This window comes from Fuscovulum blasticum DSM 2131, from assembly GCF_003034965.1.
Classification (GTDB): Bacteria; Pseudomonadota; Alphaproteobacteria; order Rhodobacterales; family Rhodobacteraceae; genus Pseudogemmobacter; species Pseudogemmobacter blasticus.
This window is the reverse complement of the sequence record NZ_PZKE01000007.1, coordinates 50928-73837: the sequence shown is the minus strand read 5'-3', so window position 1 is coordinate 73837 and position 22910 is coordinate 50928. Positions and strand designations below refer to the sequence as shown.

The 22910-nt window shown below is 66.9% G+C and carries 19 protein-coding genes; 5 read left to right on the top strand and 14 right to left on the bottom strand.

Going from position 1 to position 22910, the window contains the following annotated elements; all coding sequences use genetic code 11:
• Window positions 1-88 precede the first annotated feature (88 nt).
• On the top strand, window positions 89-2068 hold the full coding sequence (locus C5F44_RS08975) for an oxidoreductase (RefSeq protein WP_107673189.1): 1980 nt from the start codon (window positions 89-91) through the stop codon (window positions 2066-2068).
• On the opposite strand, the gene C5F44_RS08970 is transcribed toward C5F44_RS08975, so the two are convergent.
• Window positions 2065-3108, bottom strand: coding sequence for an NAD(P)/FAD-dependent oxidoreductase (locus C5F44_RS08970; RefSeq protein ID WP_107673188.1), 1044 nt, complete (start codon window positions 3106-3108; stop codon window positions 2065-2067). The two genes, C5F44_RS08975 and C5F44_RS08970, sit on opposite strands and share 4 nt — an antisense overlap.
• A 43-nt stretch (window positions 3109-3151) precedes the next feature.
• On the opposite strand from C5F44_RS08970, the gene mnmC2 reads away from it, so the two are divergent.
• Window positions 3152-3844, top strand: a complete 693-nt coding sequence (mnmC2, locus tag C5F44_RS08965) for a tRNA (5-methylaminomethyl-2-thiouridine)(34)-methyltransferase MnmC2 (protein ID WP_107673187.1) — start codon at window positions 3152-3154, stop codon at window positions 3842-3844.
• A 9-nt stretch (window positions 3845-3853) separates the two neighbouring features.
• On the opposite strand, the gene C5F44_RS08960 is transcribed toward mnmC2, so the two are convergent.
• The 4 genes from C5F44_RS08960 to C5F44_RS08945 form a co-directional block, all read right to left on the bottom strand.
• Complete coding sequence (locus C5F44_RS08960) at window positions 3854-5488, bottom strand: DUF4139 domain-containing protein (RefSeq protein WP_107673186.1); 1635 nt, start codon at window positions 5486-5488, stop codon at window positions 3854-3856.
• A gap of 111 nt (window positions 5489-5599) precedes the next feature.
• The gene (locus C5F44_RS08955) at window positions 5600-6424 is read right to left on the bottom strand and encodes an aldo/keto reductase (protein ID WP_107673185.1); all 825 of its coding nucleotides are present in this window, start codon (window positions 6422-6424) and stop codon (window positions 5600-5602) included.
• A 160-nt stretch (window positions 6425-6584) separates the two neighbouring features.
• Window positions 6585-7607, bottom strand: coding sequence for an aspartate-semialdehyde dehydrogenase (locus tag C5F44_RS08950; RefSeq protein ID WP_107673184.1), 1023 nt, complete (start codon window positions 7605-7607; stop codon window positions 6585-6587).
• 92 nt (window positions 7608-7699) lie between these two features.
• Window positions 7700-8878 (bottom strand): MFS transporter, encoded by a 1179-nt coding sequence (locus C5F44_RS08945; protein ID WP_107673183.1) that lies wholly within the window; start codon window positions 8876-8878, stop codon window positions 7700-7702.
• Between the two features lie 131 nt (window positions 8879-9009).
• Here C5F44_RS08945 and C5F44_RS08940 point away from each other — a divergent pair, with 131 nt between their 5' ends.
• Window positions 9010-10059, top strand: a complete 1050-nt coding sequence (locus C5F44_RS08940) for a DUF4424 family protein (RefSeq protein ID WP_107673182.1) — start codon at window positions 9010-9012, stop codon at window positions 10057-10059.
• A gap of 4 nt (window positions 10060-10063) precedes the next feature.
• On the opposite strand, the gene C5F44_RS08935 is transcribed toward C5F44_RS08940, so the two are convergent.
• Window positions 10064-11302 (bottom strand): MFS transporter, encoded by a 1239-nt coding sequence (locus tag C5F44_RS08935; RefSeq protein WP_107673181.1) that lies wholly within the window; start codon window positions 11300-11302, stop codon window positions 10064-10066.
• Between the two features lie 227 nt (window positions 11303-11529).
• On the opposite strand from C5F44_RS08935, the gene C5F44_RS08930 reads away from it, so the two are divergent.
• The gene (locus C5F44_RS08930) at window positions 11530-13122 is read left to right on the top strand and encodes an alpha-amylase family glycosyl hydrolase (protein WP_107673180.1); all 1593 of its coding nucleotides are present in this window, start codon (window positions 11530-11532) and stop codon (window positions 13120-13122) included.
• 9 nt (window positions 13123-13131) lie between these two features.
• Here the strand turns inward: C5F44_RS08930 and C5F44_RS08925 are convergent, their stop codons facing one another.
• From C5F44_RS08925 to C5F44_RS08890, 8 genes are read right to left on the bottom strand one after another with little or no spacing between them, the layout of a single operon-like run.
• Window positions 13132-13611, bottom strand: coding sequence for an RNA pyrophosphohydrolase (locus C5F44_RS08925; RefSeq protein WP_107673179.1), 480 nt, complete (start codon window positions 13609-13611; stop codon window positions 13132-13134).
• A 7-nt stretch (window positions 13612-13618) separates the two neighbouring features.
• Window positions 13619-14971, bottom strand: coding sequence for a S41 family peptidase (locus tag C5F44_RS08920; protein WP_107673178.1), 1353 nt, complete (start codon window positions 14969-14971; stop codon window positions 13619-13621).
• Between the two features lie 7 nt (window positions 14972-14978).
• Window positions 14979-16103 carry a murein hydrolase activator EnvC family protein gene (locus tag C5F44_RS08915; protein WP_107673303.1) on the bottom strand — a complete coding sequence of 375 codons (1125 nt, stop codon included), beginning with the start codon at window positions 16101-16103 and terminating at the stop codon, window positions 14979-14981.
• The gene (gpmI, locus tag C5F44_RS08910) at window positions 16103-17626 is read right to left on the bottom strand and encodes a 2,3-bisphosphoglycerate-independent phosphoglycerate mutase (RefSeq protein WP_107673177.1); all 1524 of its coding nucleotides are present in this window, start codon (window positions 17624-17626) and stop codon (window positions 16103-16105) included. The genes C5F44_RS08915 and gpmI overlap by 1 nt, the downstream gene beginning before the upstream one ends.
• A gap of 60 nt (window positions 17627-17686) precedes the next feature.
• On the bottom strand, window positions 17687-18574 hold the full coding sequence (locus C5F44_RS08905) for a DMT family transporter (protein ID WP_107673176.1): 888 nt from the start codon (window positions 18572-18574) through the stop codon (window positions 17687-17689).
• Window positions 18571-19452, bottom strand: coding sequence for a DMT family transporter (locus C5F44_RS08900; RefSeq protein ID WP_107673175.1), 882 nt, complete (start codon window positions 19450-19452; stop codon window positions 18571-18573). Before C5F44_RS08900 ends, C5F44_RS08905 begins: the two co-directional genes overlap by 4 nt.
• A gap of 60 nt (window positions 19453-19512) precedes the next feature.
• Window positions 19513-20952 carry a sensor histidine kinase gene (locus C5F44_RS08895; protein ID WP_107673174.1) on the bottom strand — a complete coding sequence of 480 codons (1440 nt, stop codon included), beginning with the start codon at window positions 20950-20952 and terminating at the stop codon, window positions 19513-19515.
• Complete coding sequence (locus C5F44_RS08890) at window positions 20942-21631, bottom strand: response regulator (protein WP_107673173.1); 690 nt, start codon at window positions 21629-21631, stop codon at window positions 20942-20944. The genes C5F44_RS08895 and C5F44_RS08890 overlap by 11 nt, the downstream gene beginning before the upstream one ends.
• Before the next feature lie 109 nt (window positions 21632-21740).
• Between C5F44_RS08890 and C5F44_RS08885 the strand changes: the two genes are divergently transcribed.
• Window positions 21741-22820, top strand: coding sequence for an ABC transporter substrate-binding protein (locus C5F44_RS08885; protein WP_107673172.1), 1080 nt, complete (start codon window positions 21741-21743; stop codon window positions 22818-22820).
• The last annotated feature ends 90 nt before the right edge of the window (window positions 22821-22910 follow it).

The following is a 22910-nucleotide window of genomic DNA, read 5'->3' as shown; positions in this document are numbered from 1 at the left end:
GATGGGCCTTTTGCGGCCATTCCATGCCGTTTTCGGGCAACCCCGCGGCACCCCCCGCGCTAGCCTTCGGACAAGCCGGAGGCCGCCCATGACCCAGCATCGCCACCTCACCTCGCCACTGTCGCTGCGCGGCCATACCCTGCGCAACCGCATCGTGTTCGGGGCCCATACCAACAACATGTCGGACATGGGCCTTCCCGGCCCGCGGCAGGGAAAATACCTTCTGGAACGGGCCCTTGGCGGGGCGGCCATGGTGGTCTGCGAACCCGTCCCGGCGCATCGCACCGGCGTTCTGACCCGGGGCAACCTTCTGCCCGAGTCTGACCAGATCATCCCGCATTTTCAACGCATTACCGATGAAGTCCGCGCGGCCGGGGCCGTGGTGATCCAGCAGATCTACCACGTTGGCGCCCATGGCGATTCCGACCTGTCCTTCCAACCGCATTTCAGCCCCTCGGGCGGCCCCTCCTACCATGACAGCGACGGCAGCCACCGGATGACTGTCAATGAAATCAACGAGGTGCTGGATGCCCACGTCGCCGCCGCCGTCCGCGCCAAGGCCTGCGGCTTCGACGGGGTCGAGGTCTGGGCAGCCTATCACTCCCTGCTTGACCAGTTCTGGACGCCCTGGTCCAACACCCGCGATGACGACTGGGGCGGCAGCCTTGAAAACCGCACCCGCTTCTCCCGCACCCTGATCGACCGCATCCGCCGCACCTGCGGCGAAGACTTCGTGATCGGCCTCGCCATCAGCTATTCCGAGGTGTTTTCCGAGGTCACGCTTTCAGCGGAAAACCTGTGTGAAATCATTGCCCTGCACGATGCCACCGGCCATGTTGACTATGTGACGGTGGGCGCCGGCAGCTACCTGGATTTCGAACGCATCATCCCGCCCTTCACCCATGCCGAAAAGCTGACCACCCCGCTGACGGCCCGGTTGAAAGGCATCGTCAAACACGCTCTCATCACCTCGGAAGCCGGCATCCGCACCCCGGACAACGCCGAAACCATCCTCGCATCCGGCGAGGCCGATCTTGTCTCCATCGTTCGCGGCCAGATCGCCGACCCCCACCTTGCCCGCAAGGTGATGGAAGGCCGGGCCGAAGACATCCGCGGCTGCATCTCCTGCAACCAGATGTGCTGGGGCCGCCGCTCGCGCGACTACTGGATTTCCTGCCTGATCAACCCCTCGGCCGGCCGCGAATTCGAATGGGGCGGCGACCGCTTCCCCCCCGCAACCCAAAAGCGCAGCCTTCTGGTCGTCGGCGCCGGACCGGCAGGGCTTGAAGCCGCCCGCGCCGCGGCCGAGCGTGGGCACAGCGTTGAAATCGTTGAGGCTTTGCCGGTGATCGGCGGGCAGTTCCGGCTGGCCGGGCAACAGCCGCGCCGGGCGCAGATCCTGGACCTGATGGAGTGGTATGAGCGCCAGTTCGCGAAACTGGGCGTCACCCTGCGGCTCAACACCTTCCTCGACGCGGACGAAATCGCCGCCCACCCCGCCGATACTGTGATCTTGGCCTCCGGCTCGCTGCCGGAGGAGGGCGGGTTCCAGCGCTGGCTCCCGCACGAACCCATGCTTCCCGGCCTTGAAAACGGCCATGTCCACAGCCCCGAGGCCATTCTGCGGCGCGAGGTGCGGCCCGGAAACGAGGTGATGCTGTATGACGAAGGCAGCAACTGGCGCGGCGTCGGCACCGCCTGGTGGTTGGCGGAACAGGGCCATCGGGTGACGATCGTCACACCGGAACCCTATGTCGGAAAAGAGATTTCCCGCACCGCCGCCGATGGCGCCGCCCGCCGGGCACTGGCCGCCAAGGGCGCGCGCTTTGTCACCGAAAGCCTGATCGCCCGCTGGCACGGCAACGGCGCCACCGTCCGCAGCCTGCTGACCGGCGAGGAAACCCAGATCCCCGCAAGCGCGCTGGTGATGTGCACCACCAACCGCAGCTTCGACCCGTTCCCCGAATCCTTCCCCGGCAAGGAAACCCACCGCATCGGCGATTGCGCCGCGCCCCGGCTGGCCGCCTATGCCTTCCACGAAGGCCGCAAGCTGGCGCTGGCGCTTTAGGCCAGCAGCGCCTCGATCCGCATCGCCTCGGGGATGCCGGTCTCGCGCCCGTCCAGCACCAGATCGGCCAGCACCTCGCCCACCTTGGGCGCGACGCCAAAGCCGATCTTGAAGCCGCCATTGGCGATGAAATGCCCCGCCCGCCCTGGCCATGCCCCCAGCACCGGCCCCCGCGTTTTGGCGCGCGGCCGCACCCCGGCCCAGCGTTCCAGAACCTCGGCCCCGGCCAGAACCGGCATCATCGCCACGGCACGGGCCAGAACGGCATCAAGCTGTTCGTCCGGCCCGTCCGTGGTCCAGGTATTCTCGGCGGTGGAACCTATGGCCACGGTGCCATCGGCATGGGGCACGGCAAAGGTTCCGGCGGCAAAGACCTGCGGCTGATCGCGGGCGTCGAACCGCAGGCGCAGCGCCTGCCCCTTGACGCCCGCCCCCAGCTTGCGGCCAAAGGCGGCGGACAGTTCGTTCAGCCCGGCCAACCCGGTGGCATGGACCACGGTGCCGGCCTCTTCCCCCTCCCCCAGCACGATCTCGGCCCCGTGCGCCCGCAAGGCCGCCTCAAGTGCCGCCGCCGCCCCGCGCGGCGACAGGCGCGCGGTCAGCGTGTCGCGCACCAGCCAGCCCGAGGGCGAGACCGGCTCCCACGCGGCGCCGGTGGCGGGCACCACCTGCCAATCGGCAAAATCGCCCCAGAACTGCGCCGCAGCGGCCACCCGGTCCCGTGCGGCGGCCACCGCGGCCTCATCCGCCAGCGGCTGCAACCGGCCCGACCGCAGATAGCCGGGGTCTTTCCCGCCCGCCTGCGCCACGGCCTGCCACCAGCCGGGCGCCAGTTTCAGCGCCTCGAACTGAAACTGCTTCAAGGGGTTCCATGCCTCGGGCGCGTGGGGCGCCAGCGCCCCCACCAGCCCGCCGGTGCAGCCACCGCCAATGCGCCCCGTCTCGATCAGCCGCACCCTTGCGCCACGCCGGGCGCAGGCCCAGGCCACCGACAGGCCAAAGATTCCACCGCCCCGCACCGTTACATCGACGCTTGCCATTGCCCGTCTCCTGCCGCATCCAAGGCGCCGAAGGACTAGGCCCATGCCCAACGAACCGCAACCGGAACTGGACTGGAAGGACGGGGTGATTCCCGTCGCACGCGCCTTCGACGACCCCTACTTCTCGCTTGCCGGCGGGTTTCAGGAAACGCGACATGTGTTCCTGTCGGGCAATGGCCTGCCTGACAGGCTGTGCGACGGGTTCCATGTGGCCGAACTGGGCTTCGGCACCGGGCTGAATCTGCTGACGCTGGCCTTGGCCTGGGCGCAAACCGGGCGGCCGGGCCAACTGCGCTTTACTACCTTCGAGGCGTTTCCGATGGCGGCCGAAGACATGGCCCGCGCGCTGGCGGCCTTTCCCGAAGCGGCGGCGATTGCCGCGCCGCTGATCGACGCCCGCCGCGCCGGAAAGACCGAGTTCACCCTTCCCGGCATCGCGGTGCGCATCCTGCTGGGCGATGCGCGCGACACCCTGCCCCGCTGGGAAGACCGGGCCGATGCGTGGTTTCTGGACGGGTTTTCCCCCGCGAAGAACCCGCAGATGTGGGGCGAGGATCTGATGGCCGAAGTGGCCCGCCACACCGCACCCGGCGGCAGCTTTGCCACCTATACCGCCGCAGGCCATGTGCGCCGGGCGCTGGCCGCCGCCGGCTTTGCCGTGGAACGTGCGCCCGGTTTTGCCGGCAAGCGCCACATGACAAAGGGGCGCCTTGCCGGCGCCCCCGAACCGGCCTGAGCCGCGCCGTTATTGCAGGATCATCCCGTCGGGCCAGCGCATGTTGTAGCCCAGGCTGATTTCCTGCTTGGCCCCGGCGGGAAGATCGAATTCCCAGGCCAGAATCCCGCGCTGGCCATCCAGATCGGTCTTGGTTGGCGCGGGCTTGGCATCGACCGAAATTTCAAGGTCTTCCTGTTCCGAATAGGGGATCTGGTCGATCACCCGCAGCGGCCAGGACTCGTCCCCAAGGTTTTCAACCTTCAGCACCGCCACTTCGCTGGCCTCGTTCGAGGTCGAGATGAAGCCGCGCTGCCCCGAATCGCGCACCGGCATGTCACGGCTGACCTGAACCGTTTCCAGCGCCCCGAAGGCGATCTCGGCTTCGGCGCCGGGGGCGACGGGTTGCAGCGACGTGCCGCCGACAAGCACGCCTTCGCGGAACAGCAGCGCCTCACCGGCCAGCAGCGGCTCGGCCGATGTGTTGACGAACTCGGCCACGACAAAGGCAGTGCTGTCCCAGCGGGGCACGGCAACCGCTGTCACGGTCGGTGCAGCCTCGATCCGGTCAAGCGACAGGCGCAGGTCTTCCACACCCGAGGCGACATCGACCGCGCGGGGGTAGTGATAGACCACCGTATCGCCTTCCATCCCGGCGGCGGCGGTCACCGGGGCCGGCATCGCTTCGGCCACCGGGGCTGCGGCTACGGCCTCATCCGCCGCCGTCATCCGGGCGCCCCCCTTGGCCAGTTCGCTTTCAGATTGCTCGGGCACGATCCAGCGCTGTTCGGGCCAAAGCGTGCTGGGGGCCGCCTGATCGGCGGGGCGGGATGTGGACAGGGTCAGATCGACCCCGGTCCAGTCTTCGCCCGTGGCCTGGCTGACCAGAACGCTGCGCTCGATGGTCAGCTTGTTGCCGCCTTCGCGGGTGAGGTTCAGGTCATAGAACGGCCGCCAGCTTGCGCCGGAAATGTAATGGGTGACGGTCAGCTTCGACTCGCCGGCGGCGGCATCCACCGCCACGGCCAGCGCGGTATAATCGGCATCGCGGGCGGGCAGCGCGTCAAGGGCGGCCTGCGCCTTGGCCAGGTCTTCCTGCGCCGTCTCCAGCGCCTTCTGGGCCGGCCACAGATCCAGCCGCGCCGCAGCCGCAGCCTCGCGGGCGGTGCGGGTCTCGGTCTCGATCATGTCGGCCATCGCCTTCACGCCCTCGGGCGTGGCATTGTCGGGCAGGCCGCCGTTGAAGGACGCCAGAAAGGCCGCGCGGGCATCGGCCGCGTCGATCCGGGCCTGAACCGCCTCAACCCCCGCCAGTGCCGTGCGCTCGGCGGTTTCCAGACGCTCGACCTCGGCCTTGGCGGCCTGCTGGTCGGGTGTCAGCGGGTCTTCACGCGGGGGCAGCCGGTCAGCCCGCAGGGAAAATGCGCCGAAGGTGGTGCCTTCGTCGCCTTGCAACCGCATCAGCCCCGGTTCGGTTGAGGCGGGCATGTCGGTGACCAGCAGCTCATGCGACCCGGCCGAAGGGGCGGTGAAGGTCACTTCGCGGGTGATCTTCGCCCCGTCGGGGTAAACGGTGACGGCAGTGATGGTGCTGGTGGCGGGAATGACATCGGCCAGCGCCGGCAGGGCGGTGGTGGCCAGAAGAACGGCAAGAAGGGCGCGCATGGCGATGGCCTTTGGTTGGGGTCCTGCGCGGACCCTAAGTCCGCCGCACGCATCGCGGCAAGGCGGGAAAACCCGGCCCAAGGATCGCGGGCCGGGCTGCGTCTTATCCGGTCAGACCATCTCGAACGTGGCCGGATCGGGGCCGCAGCGCACCCCTTCGTCCAGCGTGGCAAGGGCGGCCATTTCTTCGGGCGTCAGTTCGAAGTCGAAGATGTCTAGATTCTCGATCTGCCCGGCCTCTCGGGTGGACCGTGGAATGACCGAGACGCCGATCTGCACATGCCAGCGCAGGATCACCTGCGCGGGCGTCTTGCCGGCCCGTTGCGCCGCCGCCACAACGGCAGGGGCATCGAAGCTCTTGCCCTGCCCCAGCGGTGTCCAGCTTTGGGTGACGATGCCAAGCTGGTCATGCAGGGCGCGCAGTTCGCTCTGTTGCAGGCGGGGGTTCACCTCGATCTGGTTCAGCACCGGCACCACGCCGGTTTCACCGATCACCCGTTCCAGATGCGCCGCGTTGAAGTTCGACACGCCAATCGACCGGCAGTGACCTTCTTCACGCAGGCGGATCAGCGCGCGCCAGGTATCGACATACAGATCGCGCGCCGGGCAGGGCCAGTGGATCAGGCACAGGTCCACCTGATCCAGCCCCAGGCGGGCTAGGCTTGCCTCCATCGCGCGCAGCGTGTTGTCGTGGCCCTGATCGGCGTTCCAGATCTTGGTGGTGATGAACACCTGATCGCGCGGCAGGCCCGATTGGCGGAAGCCTTCGCCCTGCCCCACCTCATTGCCATAGATCGCCGCGCCGTCAATCAGCCGGTAGCCAAGGCGCAGGCCGGTGGCCACGGTTTGCGCCGTGATGTCGGCAGGCACCTGCCAGAGGCCAAGGCCGATTTGCGGGATCGTATTGCCATCGTTGAGGCGGAGACGGGTTGCCATGAGAAGGTCCTTTCGTTCGGGCGCGAGAAAACTCTGCCAGCGGGAAAGGTGCAAGGCGAAATCGCCGCAGTTTCAAATGCGCGAGATCGCCGCGTCGCAATGAAAAGGGTCTTGGTCACAGCCATGACCAAGACCCTTCCCGAACAGGGTTGAAGACCCCTTAGCCCTTTTTCAGCACCCGCTGACCCAGCACTTCCGCGATCTGCACCGCGTTCAGCGCCGCGCCCTTGCGCAGGTTGTCGGACACGCACCACAGGTTCAGCCCGTTCTCGACGGTCGAATCCTGGCGGACACGGCTGATGTAGGTGGCGAATTCGCCCACACATTCGATGGGGGTGATGTAGCCACCGGCCTCACGCTTGTCGACAAGCATCACGCCCGGCGCTTCGCGCAGGATGTCCTGCGCTTCCTGCCAGTCCAGCGGCTCCTCGAACTCGATGTTGATCGCCTCGGAATGGCCAACGAACACCGGCACCCGCACGCAAGTGGCGGTCACCTTGATCGCGGGGTCGAGAATCTTCTTCGTCTCGGCCACCATCTTCCATTCTTCCTTGGTCTCGCCCGAGTCCAGGAACACGTCGATATGCGGAATCACGTTGAAGGCGATCTGCTTGGAGAACTTCTTCGGCGGCACTTCCTGCACGGGGTTGTAGACCGCCTTGGTCTGATCCCAAAGCTCGTCCATGCCTTCCTTGCCGGCGCCCGACACCGACTGGTAGGTTGAAACGACAACGCGCTTGATCTTTGCCCGGTCATGCAGCGGCTTCAGCGCCACCACCATCTGCGCGGTGCTGCAGTTGGGGTTCGCGATGATGTTCTTGTTCTTGTACATGTGGATCGCATCGGCGTTCACTTCCGGCACGATCAGCGGGATTTCCGGGTCGTAGCGGTAGAGCGACGAGTTGTCGATCACGATGCAGCCGGCCGCTGCGGCCTTGGGCGCGTATTCCTTGGTCGGCCCCGACCCCACCGCGAACAGCGCGATGTCCCAGCCGGTGAAATCGAAGGTGGCCAGGTCCTTGGTCTTGATAGTCTTGTCGCCAAAGCTGACTTCAGTGCCCAGAGATTTGCGCGACGCCAGCGCGGCAATCTCGTCCACCGGGAACTCGCGCTCGGCGAGGATGTTCAGCATTTCGCGGCCCACGTTGCCCGTGGCACCCGCGACGACGACCTTATAGCCCATCGGGGTATCTCCATTCACCGTTCCCAAGGCGGGAACGGGCGGCTGTTAGCGTAATAGGGGGCGCGGGGAAAGGGCGGAATCGGGCCGCGCCCTCAGTCGGTGCGATCCTGTGACAAAAGATAGATGGCCAGCCCGACCGCGGTGGTGATCGCGAAGAAGGCGAACACCGCGGCAAAGGGCGCCGCAGGGGCCGGCTGGGCGGGCGTTGCGGCGAACAGATAGCCGGTGACATGCTGCGCGATGCCGACCGAGGCGATGCCGAACAGGTTGACCAGCGTCACCCCGCGCCCCACCAGATGCGGCGGGAAGAAGGCCCGCGCATGGGCAATGACGATGGGGAAGGTTGATCCGAACAGCCCCACGCCCACGAACATCAGCGTCGAGAACAGCGCCGATTGCTGCGGCGCCAGCCAAAGCGCGGTGATGAAGCACAGCATGGCCGCATTGCCGCCGAAGATCACCCATTTGCGGGTGCCCAGCCAGCGGTCCATCGGGCCGATGGCAAAACTGCCGATGACCATGGCAATCCCCATCCACAGGCCCGCCATGCCGACTTCGGGCCGGGAATAGCCCCAGACATCGGTGAAGTAGGGCCCCAGCCACAGCCCGCGCAACCCGCCCGGCGGGGCATAGCAGACCAGCATCATCGCCAGGATCGGCCAGATCGCCGGCATCTTCAGCAGCGTCAGAACCGAATCCTTCGGCCCCTCGGGCGTGGCCACGCGAACCGGGTCGCGCACCAGAACCGCCACCGCCGCCGCAATCAGCGCGGTGATGCCCGCCAGCGCCCAGACGGTTTCCCGCCAGCCGAAGGCTTCGGCCGCAGCGGTCAGCGGCAGCGAGGCGGCGATGTTGCCCAGACTGCCGATGCCGATCACCATGCCGGCCAGCGTGCCGAAGACCGCGGGCGAGAATTGCCGGGCGAAGATGTAGTAGCTGGCCATCAGCACGGGCGAGCAGCCCACCCCGATCAGCGCCATCGCCACCTTGATCACGAAGGGCGAGCCCGCCATGGCAAACAGCGCCGCGCCACCCGCGCCGATCAGCAGGCAGAAGGCGGCGGTCCGGCGCGGACCGATCCGGTCCAGCGCGATGCCGACGGGAATCTGCATCGCCCCGAAGGCCAGGAACCAATAGCCCGAGGCCGAGGCCAGATCGGCCTTGGTGGCACCAAGTTCGGCTTCAAGCACCGGGGCAAGCACCGCAAGGAAAGCGCGGTAGAACTGCGACAGCACATAGCCGGCGACCAGACTGGCGATGCCAAGGCGCATGAAATCCTCCCTTGTGACAAGGGTTTGTCGCAAGCCCGCACAGCGCCCGCAAGGTGGCGGGGAAGAAAAACCCGCCTTGCGCAAAACCCGGCACAGGCGTCTGATACCTTCATTCGGAACCGGAGGTTTTCATGCGCCCCTTGCTTGCCGCCCTGCTTGTCTCCACCGCCCTGCCGGCTGCCGCCAATGACGGGTTCGGCGGGCTGTCATCGACCGGGCTGACCTTCAGCCAGACCGATGCGGTGGCCATGCTGCAGGAAGACCTGTTCATCAGCGTCGACAAGGTTTCCGTCGATTATGTGTTCAAGAACACCACCGCCACCGATGTCACCGGCGAGGTGATCTTTCCCCTGCCGCCGGTTTCGGTCTGGGCGTCGTGGGAATCGATGATGAACCTGCCCGAAGACCTGACCAAGCCCGATCTGGTGGATTTCCGCGCCCTGGTGGACGGCAAGCCGGTTCAGGTGACCATCGACCGCATCGCCGTGATCGAGCCGCCCTATGACGAGACCCGCCCCGTCAGCGAACAGTATGACAGCCCCGGCCGCGATGTGACGGCCGATCTGGAACGGCTGGGCCTGCCGATCACGCTGGATGCCGGGTCGTTGCGCACCGCCCTTCTGGCCCTGCCGCCCGAGAAACAGGCCGAAGCCAAGGCCGCCGGTCTGGCCGATTTCTACGAAGGCGATCCGGCGCAGAACATCCCCGAGGATGCCACAGCCAGTTGGTCCATCGTCACCCGCTATCACTGGACCCAGACCTTCCCCGCCGGGGCCGAGGTCAAGGTTCACCATGAGTATGTGAACCGGCCGGCGGGCGGCATATTCTACTGGAGCGAGCCGCCCGAAGACTATCAGACCTATCTGGTCAATCAGTATTGCATCGACGCGGGCACCTCGAAGGCCCTGATGAAAGCCCTGTCTCGCACAGATGAGACGGGCGAGACCGCCGCCTATGGCACGGCTTTCAACATCGACTATGTGCTGCGCACCGCCAACAGTTGGGCCGGCCCGGTCGGCAAGTTCCGCCTGACGCTGGACAAGGGCGACTCGCGGAACGTCATCTCGCTTTGTGCCGACGGGGTGAAGAAGACCGGCCCGACGACCTTTGTCATCGAAAAGACCAATTACACCCCGGACAAGGATCTGGCGGTTCTGCTGGTCATGCCGATGACGGACTGACGGCTCAGGCCGGCTGCACCTGCATCGGGCGTTCGCGCACGGGCAGGTGCACCAGCGCCGAGAAGGCCCCGACGCCGACACCGATCCACCAGACCAGGGTGTAATCGCCGTTCAGGTCATACATCTTGCCGCCCAGCCAGACGCCCAGGAAACCGCCGATCTGGTGCGAAAGGAAGACAAAGCCATAAAGCGTGCCCATGTAGCGCAGCCCGTAGATATGCGCGACAAGGCCCGAGGTCAGCGGCACCGTGGCCAGCCACAGCGCCCCCATCACCGCCGAGAACACCAGAACCGAGGTCGGCGTGATCGGCAGCAGGATGAAGGCCGCCGCGGCAATGGTGCGGGCGGTATAGATGCCGGCCAGCAGGTATTTCTTGGTGTATCGCTTGCCCAACCAGCCCGCCGTGACGGTGCCCACGATGTTGAACAGCCCGATGGTTGCAATCGACAGCGCCCCAAGCGCGGATGTGGTGGTGATGCCGATCATCGACAGCATTCCGCCGGGGTCGATCGGTCCGCACAGTTCGGTCACGAAGGCCGGGAAATGGGCGGTGATGAAGGCCAGTTGATAGCCGCAGGAAAAGAAGCCCAGGAAGATCAGCGTATAGGACGGATCGCGGAACGCCCGCACCAGCACCTGACCCAGCGTTTCCTCAAGCTCGGCCCGGGTTGCCACGCGGGGCGAGCGGATGAAGGGCAGCGCGAACAGCGAGGCGAGGATCACCCCGGCAAAGACGATGAACACCGATTGCCAGGGCATGAACTGCATCAGGAATTCGGCCGCGGGGGCGCCGAACACCTGCCCGGCCGACCCGGCCGCCGTGCCGATACCAAGCGCCATGCTGCGGTGTTCGGGCGCGGCGGCCCGGCCCACGATGGCCAGGATCACGCCAAAGCCGGTGCCCGCGATGCCGAAGCCGACCAGGATCGCAAGCAGTTGATGCTGCCCCGGCGTCACCGCAAAGGCCGAAAGCACCAGCCCCGCCGCATACATCAGCGCGCCTGCGACAATCGCCTTCCGGTCGCCGAACTTCTCGGCCAGCATCCCGAACAGCGGCTGGCCGATGCCCCAGGCCAGGTTCTGGATCGCGATGGCCAGGCTGAATTCCGACCGGGCCCAGCCAAATTCCTGCGCCACCGGAATCTGGAACACCCCGAACGAGGCGCGGATGGCAAAGCCCAGCATCAGGATGATCGACCCGGCAATCAGCACGGGCGTAATCAGAGGGGCCTTGGCCTGCATCAGGGACTCCGGGTTTTACGCAAGGCGGCCAAATTGCGATGCCCCGCGACATAGGTCAAATGCCGTTTTGTGATGCACACAATCGCGGCGGCAGGGGCCAGCGGCGATAGGGGCTTGCGCCCGGTGAATCCGGCCGGGATGATCGGCCGCGCAACCGGGCTGGTCCCTGCCGTCTTCGCGGCGCAAGGGCCGGAACCGGAGCAAGTTGAATTCATGTGAGGGCGGGAATGGGTAACGACTGGTGGAAAGGCGCGGTGACCTATCAGGTCTATCCCCGGTCATTCCAGGATTCCGATGGAGACGGGGTTGGCGACCTGAAGGGGATCACCGCCCGCCTGCCCTATCTGGCCGACCTTGGGGTCGACGCGGTCTGGCTATCGCCGTTCTTCCGCAGCCCGATGAAGGACATGGGCTATGACGTGTCCGACTATACCGATGTCGATCCGGTGTTCGGCACCCTGGCCGATTTCGACGCGCTGGTCGCCCGCGCGCATGGCCTGGGCCTGCGCGTGGTCATCGACCAGGTGCTGTCGCATTCGTCGGATCAGCACCCGTTCTTTGCCGAAAGCCGCGCCAGCCGCAGCGGGCCGCGGGCGGACTGGTATGTCTGGGCCGACCCGCGCCATGACGGCACGCCGCCCAACAACTGGCTGTCGGTCTTCGGCGGCCCGGCCTGGACATGGGACGGACGCCGGCGGCAGTATTACCTGCACAACTTCCTGACCGAGCAGCCGGATTTCAACTATCACAACCCGGCGGTGCAGGACTGGGCGCTTTCGGTGCTGCGGTTCTGGCTGGAACGGGGGGTGGACGGGTTCCGCTTCGATACGGTCAACTACTTCTTCCACGACCCGCTGCTGCGCGACAACCCGGCCGATTACCGCGACAAGACCGAACCGGAAAGCAGCCCCTACGGGATGCAGTATCACCTGTTCGACAAGAACCGCCCCGAGAACCTGGCCTGGCTGGGGCGCATCCGGGCGCTGCTGGATGATTACGGCGCCGCCTCGGTGGGCGAGGTGGGCGAAAGCCACCATGCCATTCAGATGATGGGCGACTATTCGGCCCCCGGTCGCCTGCACCAGTGCTACAGCTTCGAAATGCTGGGGCGCGATTATTCCCCCGCCGTGTTCCGCGACCGGATCGAAGGCTTCTTCAAGGGCGCCCCCGACGGCTGGCCGATGTGGGCCTTTTCCAACCATGACGTGCCACGGCAGGCCTCCCGCTGGGCGGGGTTCGGCGTTGATACCGACACGCTGGCGAAGCAGGCGGCGGCGCTGCTTCTGTCCTTTGAAGGCTCGATCTGCCTGTGGCAGGGCGAGGAACTGGGCCAGACCGATACCGAACTGGCATTCGAGGAACTGACCGATCCGCAGGGCATTGCCTTCTGGCCGGCGCCGGTGGGGCGCGACAACACCCGCACCCCGATGGTCTGGGACAGCGGGCCGCAGGGCGGGTTCACCACCGGCACACCCTGGCTGCCGGTCAAACCGCCACAGGCGGCGCGCAATGTGGCGGGGCAAGCCGGCAAGGCCGGGTCAGTGCTGGAGTTCTATCGCGCGATGCTTGCCTTCCGCCGCGCCACCCCGGCGCTGCGCCAGGGCAGGACGCAGTTCCTGGACACCCCCGCGCCGGTTCTGGCCTTCCAGCGCGGCGAAGGGTCGGGGGCGGTGCTGTGCCTGTTCAACCTGTCACCGGAAACCGTGGCGCTGGCTTTCGAGGCCCCGCTGGTGCCGGCAGGGCCGCAGCAGAACGCCACGCTGGCCGACGGGGTGCTGACACTTGGCCCGAACGCGGTGATCTTCCTGCCCCTGCCCTGAACGGCAGGGTCAGGCGAGATAGGCCCGGAAGCTGCGGACCACTTCTTCATAGACCGCGCGCTTGAAGGGCACGATCTCGGTGATCATCCGGTCCACGTCGATCCAGCGCCAGGTCGAAAACTCGGGGTGTTCGGTCTGGATGCGGATCTGGTCGTCGCTGCCCAGAAAGCGGAACAGAAACCACTTCTGTCGCTGGCCGCGATACTTGCCACCCCAGACCTTGCCCAATAGCTCGGGCGGCAGGTCATAGGTTACCCAGCCATGGGTCTTGGCGACGAATTCGACCAGATCGGCCGTTACCCCGGTTTCTTCCCACAGCTCGCGCAGCGCGGCCGCCTTCGGCTTTTCATCGCCGTCGATCCCACCCTGCGGCATCTGCCAGGCGGGCGACGGGCTGTCGATGCGCTGGCCCGCGAAGACCAGGCCTTCGCGGTTCACCAGCACAACACCCACACAGGGCCGGTAAGGCAGATCCTTGTCCTGCGACATGGCCGCCTCAGGGCTTGGCATGGGCAATGGTCGACAGCCCGGTCAGAATGTCCACGGCATAGGCCAGTTGGTAATCCTCATCGCGCAGCTTGGCCGATTCCACGGCCCGGGCCTGTTCTTCCTGATAGACGCGCTTCTCGTCCTCGGTCATCGAGTCGTTCGAGATCGCGCCGCGCAGATCGGCCTCGGACCGCTCCTTCATCGCGGCCGATTCTTCTGCCTTCGCTTCGGTTTCAGCCGAGCCCGGGGTGGGCGGTTCGGGCTGCTTGACCACGATGTCGGGCGAAATTCCCAGGGCCTGGATCGACCGGCCCGACGGCGTGTAATACCGCGCCGTGGTCAGCCGCATCGCGCCGTCACCCTTCAGCGGGATCAGGGTCTGGACCGAGCCTTTGCCAAAGCTCTTGGTGCCCACGACGATGGCGCGGTGATGGTCCTGCAACGCGCCGGTGACGATTTCCGACGCCGAGGCCGAGCCGCCGTTGATCAGTACCACGATCGGCTTGCCGGCGATCAGATCGCCCGGAGTGGCGTTGAAGCGTTCACCATCCTGCGGGTTGCGGCCGCGGGTCGAGACGATTTCCCCTTTTTCAAGGAAGGCGTCCGAGACACTGATCGCCTCGTTCAGCAGGCCGCCGGGGTTGTTGCGCAGGTCGATGACCACGCCCTCGACATTCTCGATGCCGCCCAGTTCCTCGATGCCCTTCTTCAGCGCCTCTTGCACGCCAGAGGTGGTCTGGTCGTTGAAGGTGGTGATCCGCAGCACCACCGCCTTGCCGACAACACGGCCCTTGACCGCCGTCAGCTTGATGGTGTCGCGCAGGATCGACACGTCGAACGGGTCTTTGGTGCCTTCGCGCACCACGGTGATGATGATCTCGCTGCCGACCGGGCCGCGCATCATGTCAACCGCCTGGTCGAGCGTCAGGCCCAGGATCGATTCCCCGTTCACATGGGTGATGTAGTCGCCGGCCTTGATGCCGGCCTTGTCGGCCGGGGTGCCATCCATCGGCGAGATGACCTTGACGAAGCCTTCCTGCTGGGTGACCTCGATGCCAAGGCCGCCGAACTCGCCCTTGGTCTGCACCTGCATGTCCGCAAAATCCTTGGCGGACAGATAGCTGGAATGGGGGTCAAGCGAGGTGAGCATCCCGTTGATCGCGGCCTCGACCAGCTTGTCCGTCTCGACCGGCTCAACATACTGGGCGCGGATACGGTCGAAGATGTCGCCGAACAGATCAAGCTGTTCATAGACCGAGCTTTCCTTCGACGCTTCCTGCGCGATCAGCGGCCCGACCTGACTGGTCAGAATAACGCCGGCCAGTGTCCCGCCCGCGGCGGCCATCACGAGTTTCTTCATCGGTCTCTCAGTCTCCCGTTGCCGCGGTTGCGGCGAACCATTCTGTCGGGTCCACCGGCGCGGCCCCCAATCTCAGTTCCAAGTAAAGCGTTTCCGTGTCACGCGCGCCAGTGCCCTTGGGTTGCTCGCCAGCCAGTTCGGCGGTGATCGCCGCATCGCCCCCCATCAGCCCCAGCGGTGCCCCGGCAGCGACGACTTCCCCCACTTCTCCGTATAGTGTTCCCAAACCTGCCAACACCATGAGATAGCCGTCACCGGGTTCCAGCACGATCACATTTCCGTAGTCGAGCAGCGGGCCAAGATAGCGGATCGTCGCAGGCCAGGGCGCGGTGACCAGCGCCCGCGGGCGGGTGGCCAGCGCCATGCCGGGCCGGCGCACCCCGGCGGCATCGGGTTCGTCCGGGCGGCGGATCAGCGTTCCCATCGCCGGCAAGGGCAGCGTGCCCATCGAACTGGCAAAGGTGTTGTTGCCGCTTTCCGCCGTGCGCAGCGCCAAGCCGGCGGCAAAGGCCTCAAGCGTGTCCGAGGATTCGATCAGCCGGTTCAGCTCATCAGCATCCTCGGCAAAGCGTTTGGGCAGGTCGGTGCGGTCCGAGATCGCCTTCGAAAGCGCGGTGCGCGCGGCCTGCGCCTCGGCCAGCCCGCGCGACAGCATCCCCGCCGAAGCCGCCTGCAAGGCGCGCAGTTCGGACAGTTCCTGCAATTCCGCCTTCAGGGTTTCGACTTCGGCCTGAAGGGCGGGGGTGACATCGGCCAGCATCATGCCCGACCGCGCGGTGCCCACCGGCCCCGAGGGGTGCAGCAGCAGCATCGGGCCGGGCGATTTCTCCATCCGCTCCAGCACCACCAGAAGCTGGGCGATGCGTTCCCGCTTGGCGTTGAACTGCAACATCAGCGTGGTCTGCCGCAATTCGCCCTGACGCAGCGCCTCGCGCAGGGCGGCAAGGCCCGTCTCATAGGCGCGGATGGTCTGGGTCAACGCCGCCACCCTGTCGCGCGAGGTGTCGGCGGTCTGCAGGGCCTCGATCGCGGAATTGAGATCGGCCGAAGCCTTGGCCGCCTGTTCGGCCACCGTCGCCGCCGCCAGGGGCGCCGCCGTCAGGCACAGGACAAGGGCCGCCGTGCGCAGGATCATGCGATCAGGCTTTCCCCGGTCATTTCCGGCGGCTTCGGCAGGCCCATCAGCTGCAGGATGGTGGGCGCCAGATCCGCCAGCCGCCCGCCGCTGCGCAGGGTTGCCCCCTTCGGCCCGCCAAACAGGATGACCGGCACCGGGTTGGTGGTATGGGCGGTGTGCGGACCGCCGGTCACCGGATCGACCATCAGCTCGCAATTGCCATGGTCGGCGCAGACGATCATCGCGCCGCCCGCCTTTTCCAGCGCGGCCACGGCGCGGCCAAGCCCCTGATCCACCGCCTCGCAGGCCTTGATGGCCGCGGGCAGGCTGCCGGTGTGGCCCACCATGTCGGGGTTGGCATAGTTGACCACGATCAGGTCATAGCCCTTTTCGATGGCAGCCACGAACTGGTCGGAAACCTCGGGCGCGCTCATCTCGGGTTGCAGGTCATAGGTGGCGACCTTGGGCGATTTCGGCATGAAGCGATCTTCGCCCGCGAAGGGCACCTCGCGCCCGCCGTTCAGGAAAAAGGTGACATGCGGATACTTCTCGGTTTCCGCCAGCCGGAACTGCGTCAGCCCCTGCTTCGCCACCCATTCCCCCAGCGTGTTCACGATATCCTGCTTGGGGAAGACGGTGGTCATATAGGCGTTATGGGCGGTCGAATAATCCACCATCCCCAGCATCGCTGAAAAATGCGGCCGCGGTCCGGTTTCAAAGGCGGTGAAATCCGGGTCGCCAATGGCGGCCAGAATCTCGCGCGCGCGGTCGGCGCGGAAGTTGATGAAGAACAGGCCGTCGCCGTCCTTCATGCCGGTGTAGCCGTCAATCACCGTGGCGGGCAGGAATTCATCGGTCACATCCCGCGCATAGCCTTTGGCAATGGCTTCGGCCGCGCTGGCGGCGGTGGCAATGCCCTTGCCCTGCACGATGGCGCGGAACGCCTGCTCGACCCGTTCCCAGCGGTTGTCTCGGTCCATCGCGTAATAGCGGCCGGTGACGGTGGCGATCTTCGCCTGCGGCGGCAAGGCCGCCTCCAGCGCCGCCACCTGTTCCCCGCCCGACCGGGGCGGCACATCGCGCCCGTCGGTCAGCGCATGGATCAGCACCGGCACGCCGGCGGCGGCAATTACCCGCGCCGCCTCGACAATATGAGCCTGGTGGGAATGAACCCCGCCGGGCGAGGCAAGGCCCGCGATATGCGCCGTGCCGCCCGCCGCCTTTACCCGCGCGATGAAATCCTGCAACGCCGGTTCGCGGGCAAAGGTGCCGCGTTCGATGGCAAGGTCGATCATCCCCAGGTCCATGGCCACCACCCGGCCCGCGCCGATGTTGGTATGGCCCACTTCGGAATTGCCCATCTGCCCGGTCGGCAGGCCCACATCGGGACCGAAGGTCACCAGCGTGGAATTCGGGCAGGTCGCCATCAGGCGGTTGAAGGTGGGCACCTTCGCCTGCGCCGGGGCCGAATATTCGGGATATTTCCCGAGACCCCAGCCATCAAGAATGCACAGGACAACAGGCTTGGGCACAGGCATGGGAAATCTCCTCAGGGTGACGCCGCGGTTTTACGCCCGGCCACCGGGCGGGGCAACGCCCTAACCCCCGGCCGTCTGCTTTTCGCGCACCCGCTGCCGCCACAGCGTGAACAGCCCCGCCGCCACCACGATGGCCGCGCCGACCGGCACGTTCGGGCGCAGCGTTTCGTTGAACAGGAACAGCCCCAGGACTGACACGATTGGCAGTTGGAAATAGGCGAAGGGCTGGATGGCCGAGGCTTCGGCCACCGCATAGGCCTTGATCATCAGCCAATGCCCCAGTGCCGCCGAACAGCACAGCGTTGCCATCCACAGCCAGTCCATCGGCAGCATGGTCTGCCAGTGCCACAGCCCGATGGGCGTCATCACCACCGCGCCGACGATTCCCGTCCAGAAAAAGCTGACCGAGGCCGCATCCTTGCGGGCGACATAGCGGGTGAACAGGCCGTAAAGCGCGAACATCAGCGCCGAGATGAAGGGCACCAGCGCCCAGGGTGAGAACACGCCCGCCCCGGGGTTCAGGATGATCAGCACCCCGACAAAGCCCACCAGAATGGCCAGCCAGCGCCGCCAGCCGACCTTTTCCCCCAGCACCGGGCCGGACAGGGCGGCCACCAGCAGCGGATAGCAGATAAAGACCGCGTGGCTTTCGATCAGCCCAAGCGCCACGAAGGACAGCACCATCAGGCAGACCTCGGCCACCAGGATCACCCCGCGCGCGATCTGCAACAGCGGATAGGCGCTGCGGGTGGCCGCCCGCAGCCCGCCCGGCGCGCGGGCGGCCAGCAGCATCACGAAGACCGCGAAGAACCAGAAGCGGATCGTCACCACCATGTAGACGTTCGTCGCCTCGGCCAGATGGCGCGAGACGCCATCCTGCGCGGCAAAGACCGCCGCCGATGCGATCATCAGCCAGATTCCAAGGCGGGTGTTCTGCGGGGTGGTCATGGGGCGCGGCCTTCCGGGCGTCTTTCCAGCGACAGGGCGAAAAGCCCCGCCGCGATCACGATAGCCGCTCCAAGCGCGACAGGAAGCGTCAGCACCTCGTCATAAACCGAAATGCCGATGCCGGCGACAAAAACGATCTGCAGATAGGCATAGGGCTGCACCCGCGCCGCCTCGATCTGTTCATAGGTCTTGAGGATCAGCCAGTTCGACAGGATCGCGATGGCGCAATAGGCCGCCAGCGGGGCGATGTCGTCAGGGTGGACGGGTTCAAGGTTCGGCAGGCCGATCACGGTCATCAGCACAGCGCCGGCGATGGCGGGCCAGAAGAAGGCCGGGAAGGTTGGCTCGTCCCGCGTGGTTAGCCGGGTCAGGACCGAAAACAGCGCGAAGAGAAGGGCCGAAGACAGCGGCAACAGCGCGGCCCAGGAGAAAACGCCGGCGCCGGGGCGCAGCAGGACCAGCACCCCGACCATCCCCGCCGCCACCGCCATCCAGCGGGCGGGGCCGATCCTTTCGCCCAGAACAGGGCCGGACAACGCAACCACCAGCAGCGGGCAGATGGCGAACAGGGCATGGCTTTCGATCAGCCCGATCAGCGTGTAGCCCCAGACGATCAGGCAGATTTCGGCCACCAGCAAGGTGCCGCGCAGCAGATGGGCCGGCAGGCGGCGGGTGCGGGTGGCGGCACGCAGGCCTTCGGGGCGGCGCAGGGCGGCAACCAGGACAAAGGCCGCGAAGGCCCAGTAGCGGATCATCACCACCATCAGCGTGTTGTATTCCCCGGCCAGCCCGCGGGAAAACCCGTCCTGCGCCGCAAAAGCGGCGACCGAGGCGATCATCAGGAAGATGCCGAGACGGGGATTGCGCGAGCCGGTCATGGTGCCGGCTGGGTAGCACGGGCCTGACCGGGGCGACAGGGGGCGCGGCAGGACCTGTGCCTATGCCGCCCCGACCTCGGGCAGCCAGATCCGGGCGGACAGGCCCCGGTCCGACGGCCCGGCCGCAAGGTCCAGCCGACCGCCGAACAGATGCGCGATTTCCTGCACCACGGGCAGGCCAAGCCCCATGCCCGGGGCGTTTGCATCCGCCGCGCCCCGGTCAAAGCGCGACAGAACCCGCGCCCGCGCCGCCGGGGGGATACCCGGCCCGTCATCTTCCACCGACAGGCGGATGCCGCCTTCGGCCCGTTCCAGCCGAACGGTGACCACGGCGCCGGACCCGGCATGGATCACCGCGTTCGACACAAGGTTGTGCAGGGCTTCGCCGAACAGCATCGGTTCCAGCAGCACGGAAAACCGGGCGTCCGCGGGGCCGGCAATCTCAAGCCCCAGATCCACGCCCGCCTCGGCAGCGGCCGGAATGTGCCCGGCCACCAGATCGCGCACCAGGGGGGCCAGATCCATCACCTCTGCCTGCGTCACCCCATGGCCCTGCGCCGCATCCACCCGCGCCAGCGCCAGCAGTTGCGCCAGCACCCGTTCAGCCCGGGTCAGCGCGGCATCGGCGCGCTGCACGGCGGCGCGGGCGGTCGCGGTATCCTCGGCCCGCCCGGCCAGCGCCAGTTGGGTGCGGATCACCGTCATCGGTGTGCGCAACTGATGCGCGGCATTGCCGGTAAAGTTGCGCAATCCGGCCAGTGCCCCCTCCAACCGGCCCATCAGCGAGTTGACCGCCCGCACCGGCGCCCGCACCTCGGCCGGAACCGCAGTTTCCACCGGGCGCAGGTCGCCCGGATTGCGGCTGGCGATGGCTTCGCCCAACCGGGCCAGCGGGCGCAGGGAAACCGTCACCGAGATCCAGACGATCAGCGCCGCGCCCAGGATCATGCCCGCCAGCCGCAGCGCCGACCGCAGCAGGATGTCGCGCGCCAGCACCTCACGCGCCAGCGTGGTTTCGGCCATGGTCACGGTGAAGGGCACCTCGTCGATGCCGGTCGAAACCGCGCGGGCCAGACTGGCGATCCGCACGGGAACGCCGCGATAGACCACATCGGCAAAGGCCGGCCCGCCGCCGGGCGTTGCAGGGGCGACCGGCAGATCGCCATAGCCGGTGACCAGCCGGCCGCCCGCCGCCGGGCTGTCGATGCGATAGAACACCCGGTCCTGCGCGGCCGAGGTCAGCATTTCCAGCGCGCCATAGGGAATGGCGATTTCCAGCACGCCCTGCCCGTTCAGCGCCGCGCGTTCCGCAATCACCATCGCAGACCCGGCCAGCACCCGATCTGCCAGTTCGTCGGCGGTGCGCTGTGCCTCGGCCCAGGTGTCGGCCAGCGCCAGCGCCCCCATCAGCAGCGTCGCGATCAGCAGCCAGGCCAGAAGCCGCCGCCGGATCGACCAGACCCGCCCCGCCGTAACCGCCGCCTGCGGATCAGCCGGCATCGGCGGCCCCCGGCGGCAGGTGGTCCAGATAATAGCCGATGCCACGCGCGGTGCGCAGGGTCAGCCCCGCCGGCGCCAGCCGCTTGCGCAGCCGCGAGACATATTGCTCGATCGCATTGGCCGACAGTTCGTCCTCAAGCGAGGTCAGCGATTGCACGATCACCTCGCGCGCGACGACCTTGCCCGCCTTGCGGATCAGCAGTTCCAGAAGGCCCCGTTCGCGGGCGGGCAGGTCCAGCAGCGCACCGTCCAGCGTGAAGCTGCGGGTGGTCAGGTCCAGCACCAGCGGGCCGAAGCTGACGGTCGCGCTTTTCAGCCCGGCCTGCCGGCGCAACAGCGACCGCACCCGCGCCTCGAACTCGCCCACGTCGAAGGGCTTGATCAGATAGTCGTCGGCCCCGAGGTCCAAGCCGCGCACCCGGTCTTCGGGGGCGCCGCGGGCGGTCAGGATCATGACCGCCGCCGTGTTTCGCCGGCTGCGCATGGCGCGCAACACCGAAAGCCCGTCCATTTGCGGCAGATTCAGATCAAGGATCACCAGATCGAAATTTTCCGCCGCCGCGACGGCCTCGGCCGAGGCGCCGTCATGCACCAGATCGACCGCATAGCCCGACTGGCGCAGCAGCGTCATCAGCCCTTCGGCCAGCGACCGGTCATCCTCGACCAGAAGGATGCGCATGGCCTTTCCCCCCTCGTGGTGCCCCGTGCCGGCCAAAGACTAGAGGGCGCGGACCGGCTTGTGAACATCGCGCTTGTGCCGGGCGGGGGATTGACCGCAGTCTTGGGCCATGCGCGCGCGCCTTACCCATGTCCTGCTGCCGGTCCTGCTGCTGGTCGCCCCAGCCCTGCGGGCAGAGGTCACGCTGTTTCCCGCCGCCGACCCAGCGGCGCCGCCGACCGAGATGGTGGTCTATTCCTCGCTTGATACCGCGCTGGCAGCGCCGTTGCTGGCGGCCTTCCAGAAAGCGCACCCCGGCCTTTCGATCCGATACGAGGATCTGCTGACCGGCGAAATCCATGACCGCATCGTTGCCGAAAGCGATGGCCCAGGGCGCACGGCCGATTTCGTGTTCTCTTCGGCCATGGACCTTCAGGTCAAGCTGGTGAATGACGGCTACGGTCGCCGCACGGTAACACCCGACACCGCCGACTGGCCCGATTGGGCCATGTGGCGCGAAACGGCTTATGCGCTGACCTATGAACCGGCGGTCTTTGCCTGGCACCGCCCCAGCTTTGCCAACCACCCGCCGCCCGCCACCCGCGCCGATCTGATGCGCTGGATGGCCGACCACCCGGATGAGGCGCGGGGGCGCATCGGCACCTATGACATCACCCGGTCGGGTGTGGGCTATCTGTTCCTGGCGCGGGATCAGGATCTGTTCCCCGGCATCTGGCAGGTGATCGCCGCCATGGGGGCCTCTGGCGTGCAGCAATATCCCACTTCGGGCGACCTCCTCAGCCGCATCTCGACCGGAGAAATCGCGGTTGGCTACAACCTCCTCGGCTCATATGTCGCCGAATGGGCCCGCCAGCACCCCGATACCGTGGGCATGACGCTGCCGCGCGATTTCACCGTGGTGGTGTCGCGCGTCGCGCTGGTGCCGCGCGCCGCCGCACACCCCGATCTGGGCGAAGCGCTGCTGGCCTGGCTAATGTCACCCGACGGCCAGGCCGAGCTGTCACACAGCCTGCGTCTGCCCGCAGTCAGCCTTGAGGTTGCCGGCGGGCAAACCCCATCGGGCGCGCTGGATGATCTGACCGGGCTGCGGCTGAAGCCGGTTCCGGTGGGGCCGGGGCTGCTGGCCTATCTTGACCAGGCCACCCGCGCCCGCCTGATCGAACGCTGGCAACAGGCCCTTTCGCCCTGATGACAGGTTCGTGACAGCTTTCTGTGCTGATGTGCCTCATGCAGCCCCGGAGGAGGGGCGGCACGGGGACGGCTTTGGGAGAGGCCGGCA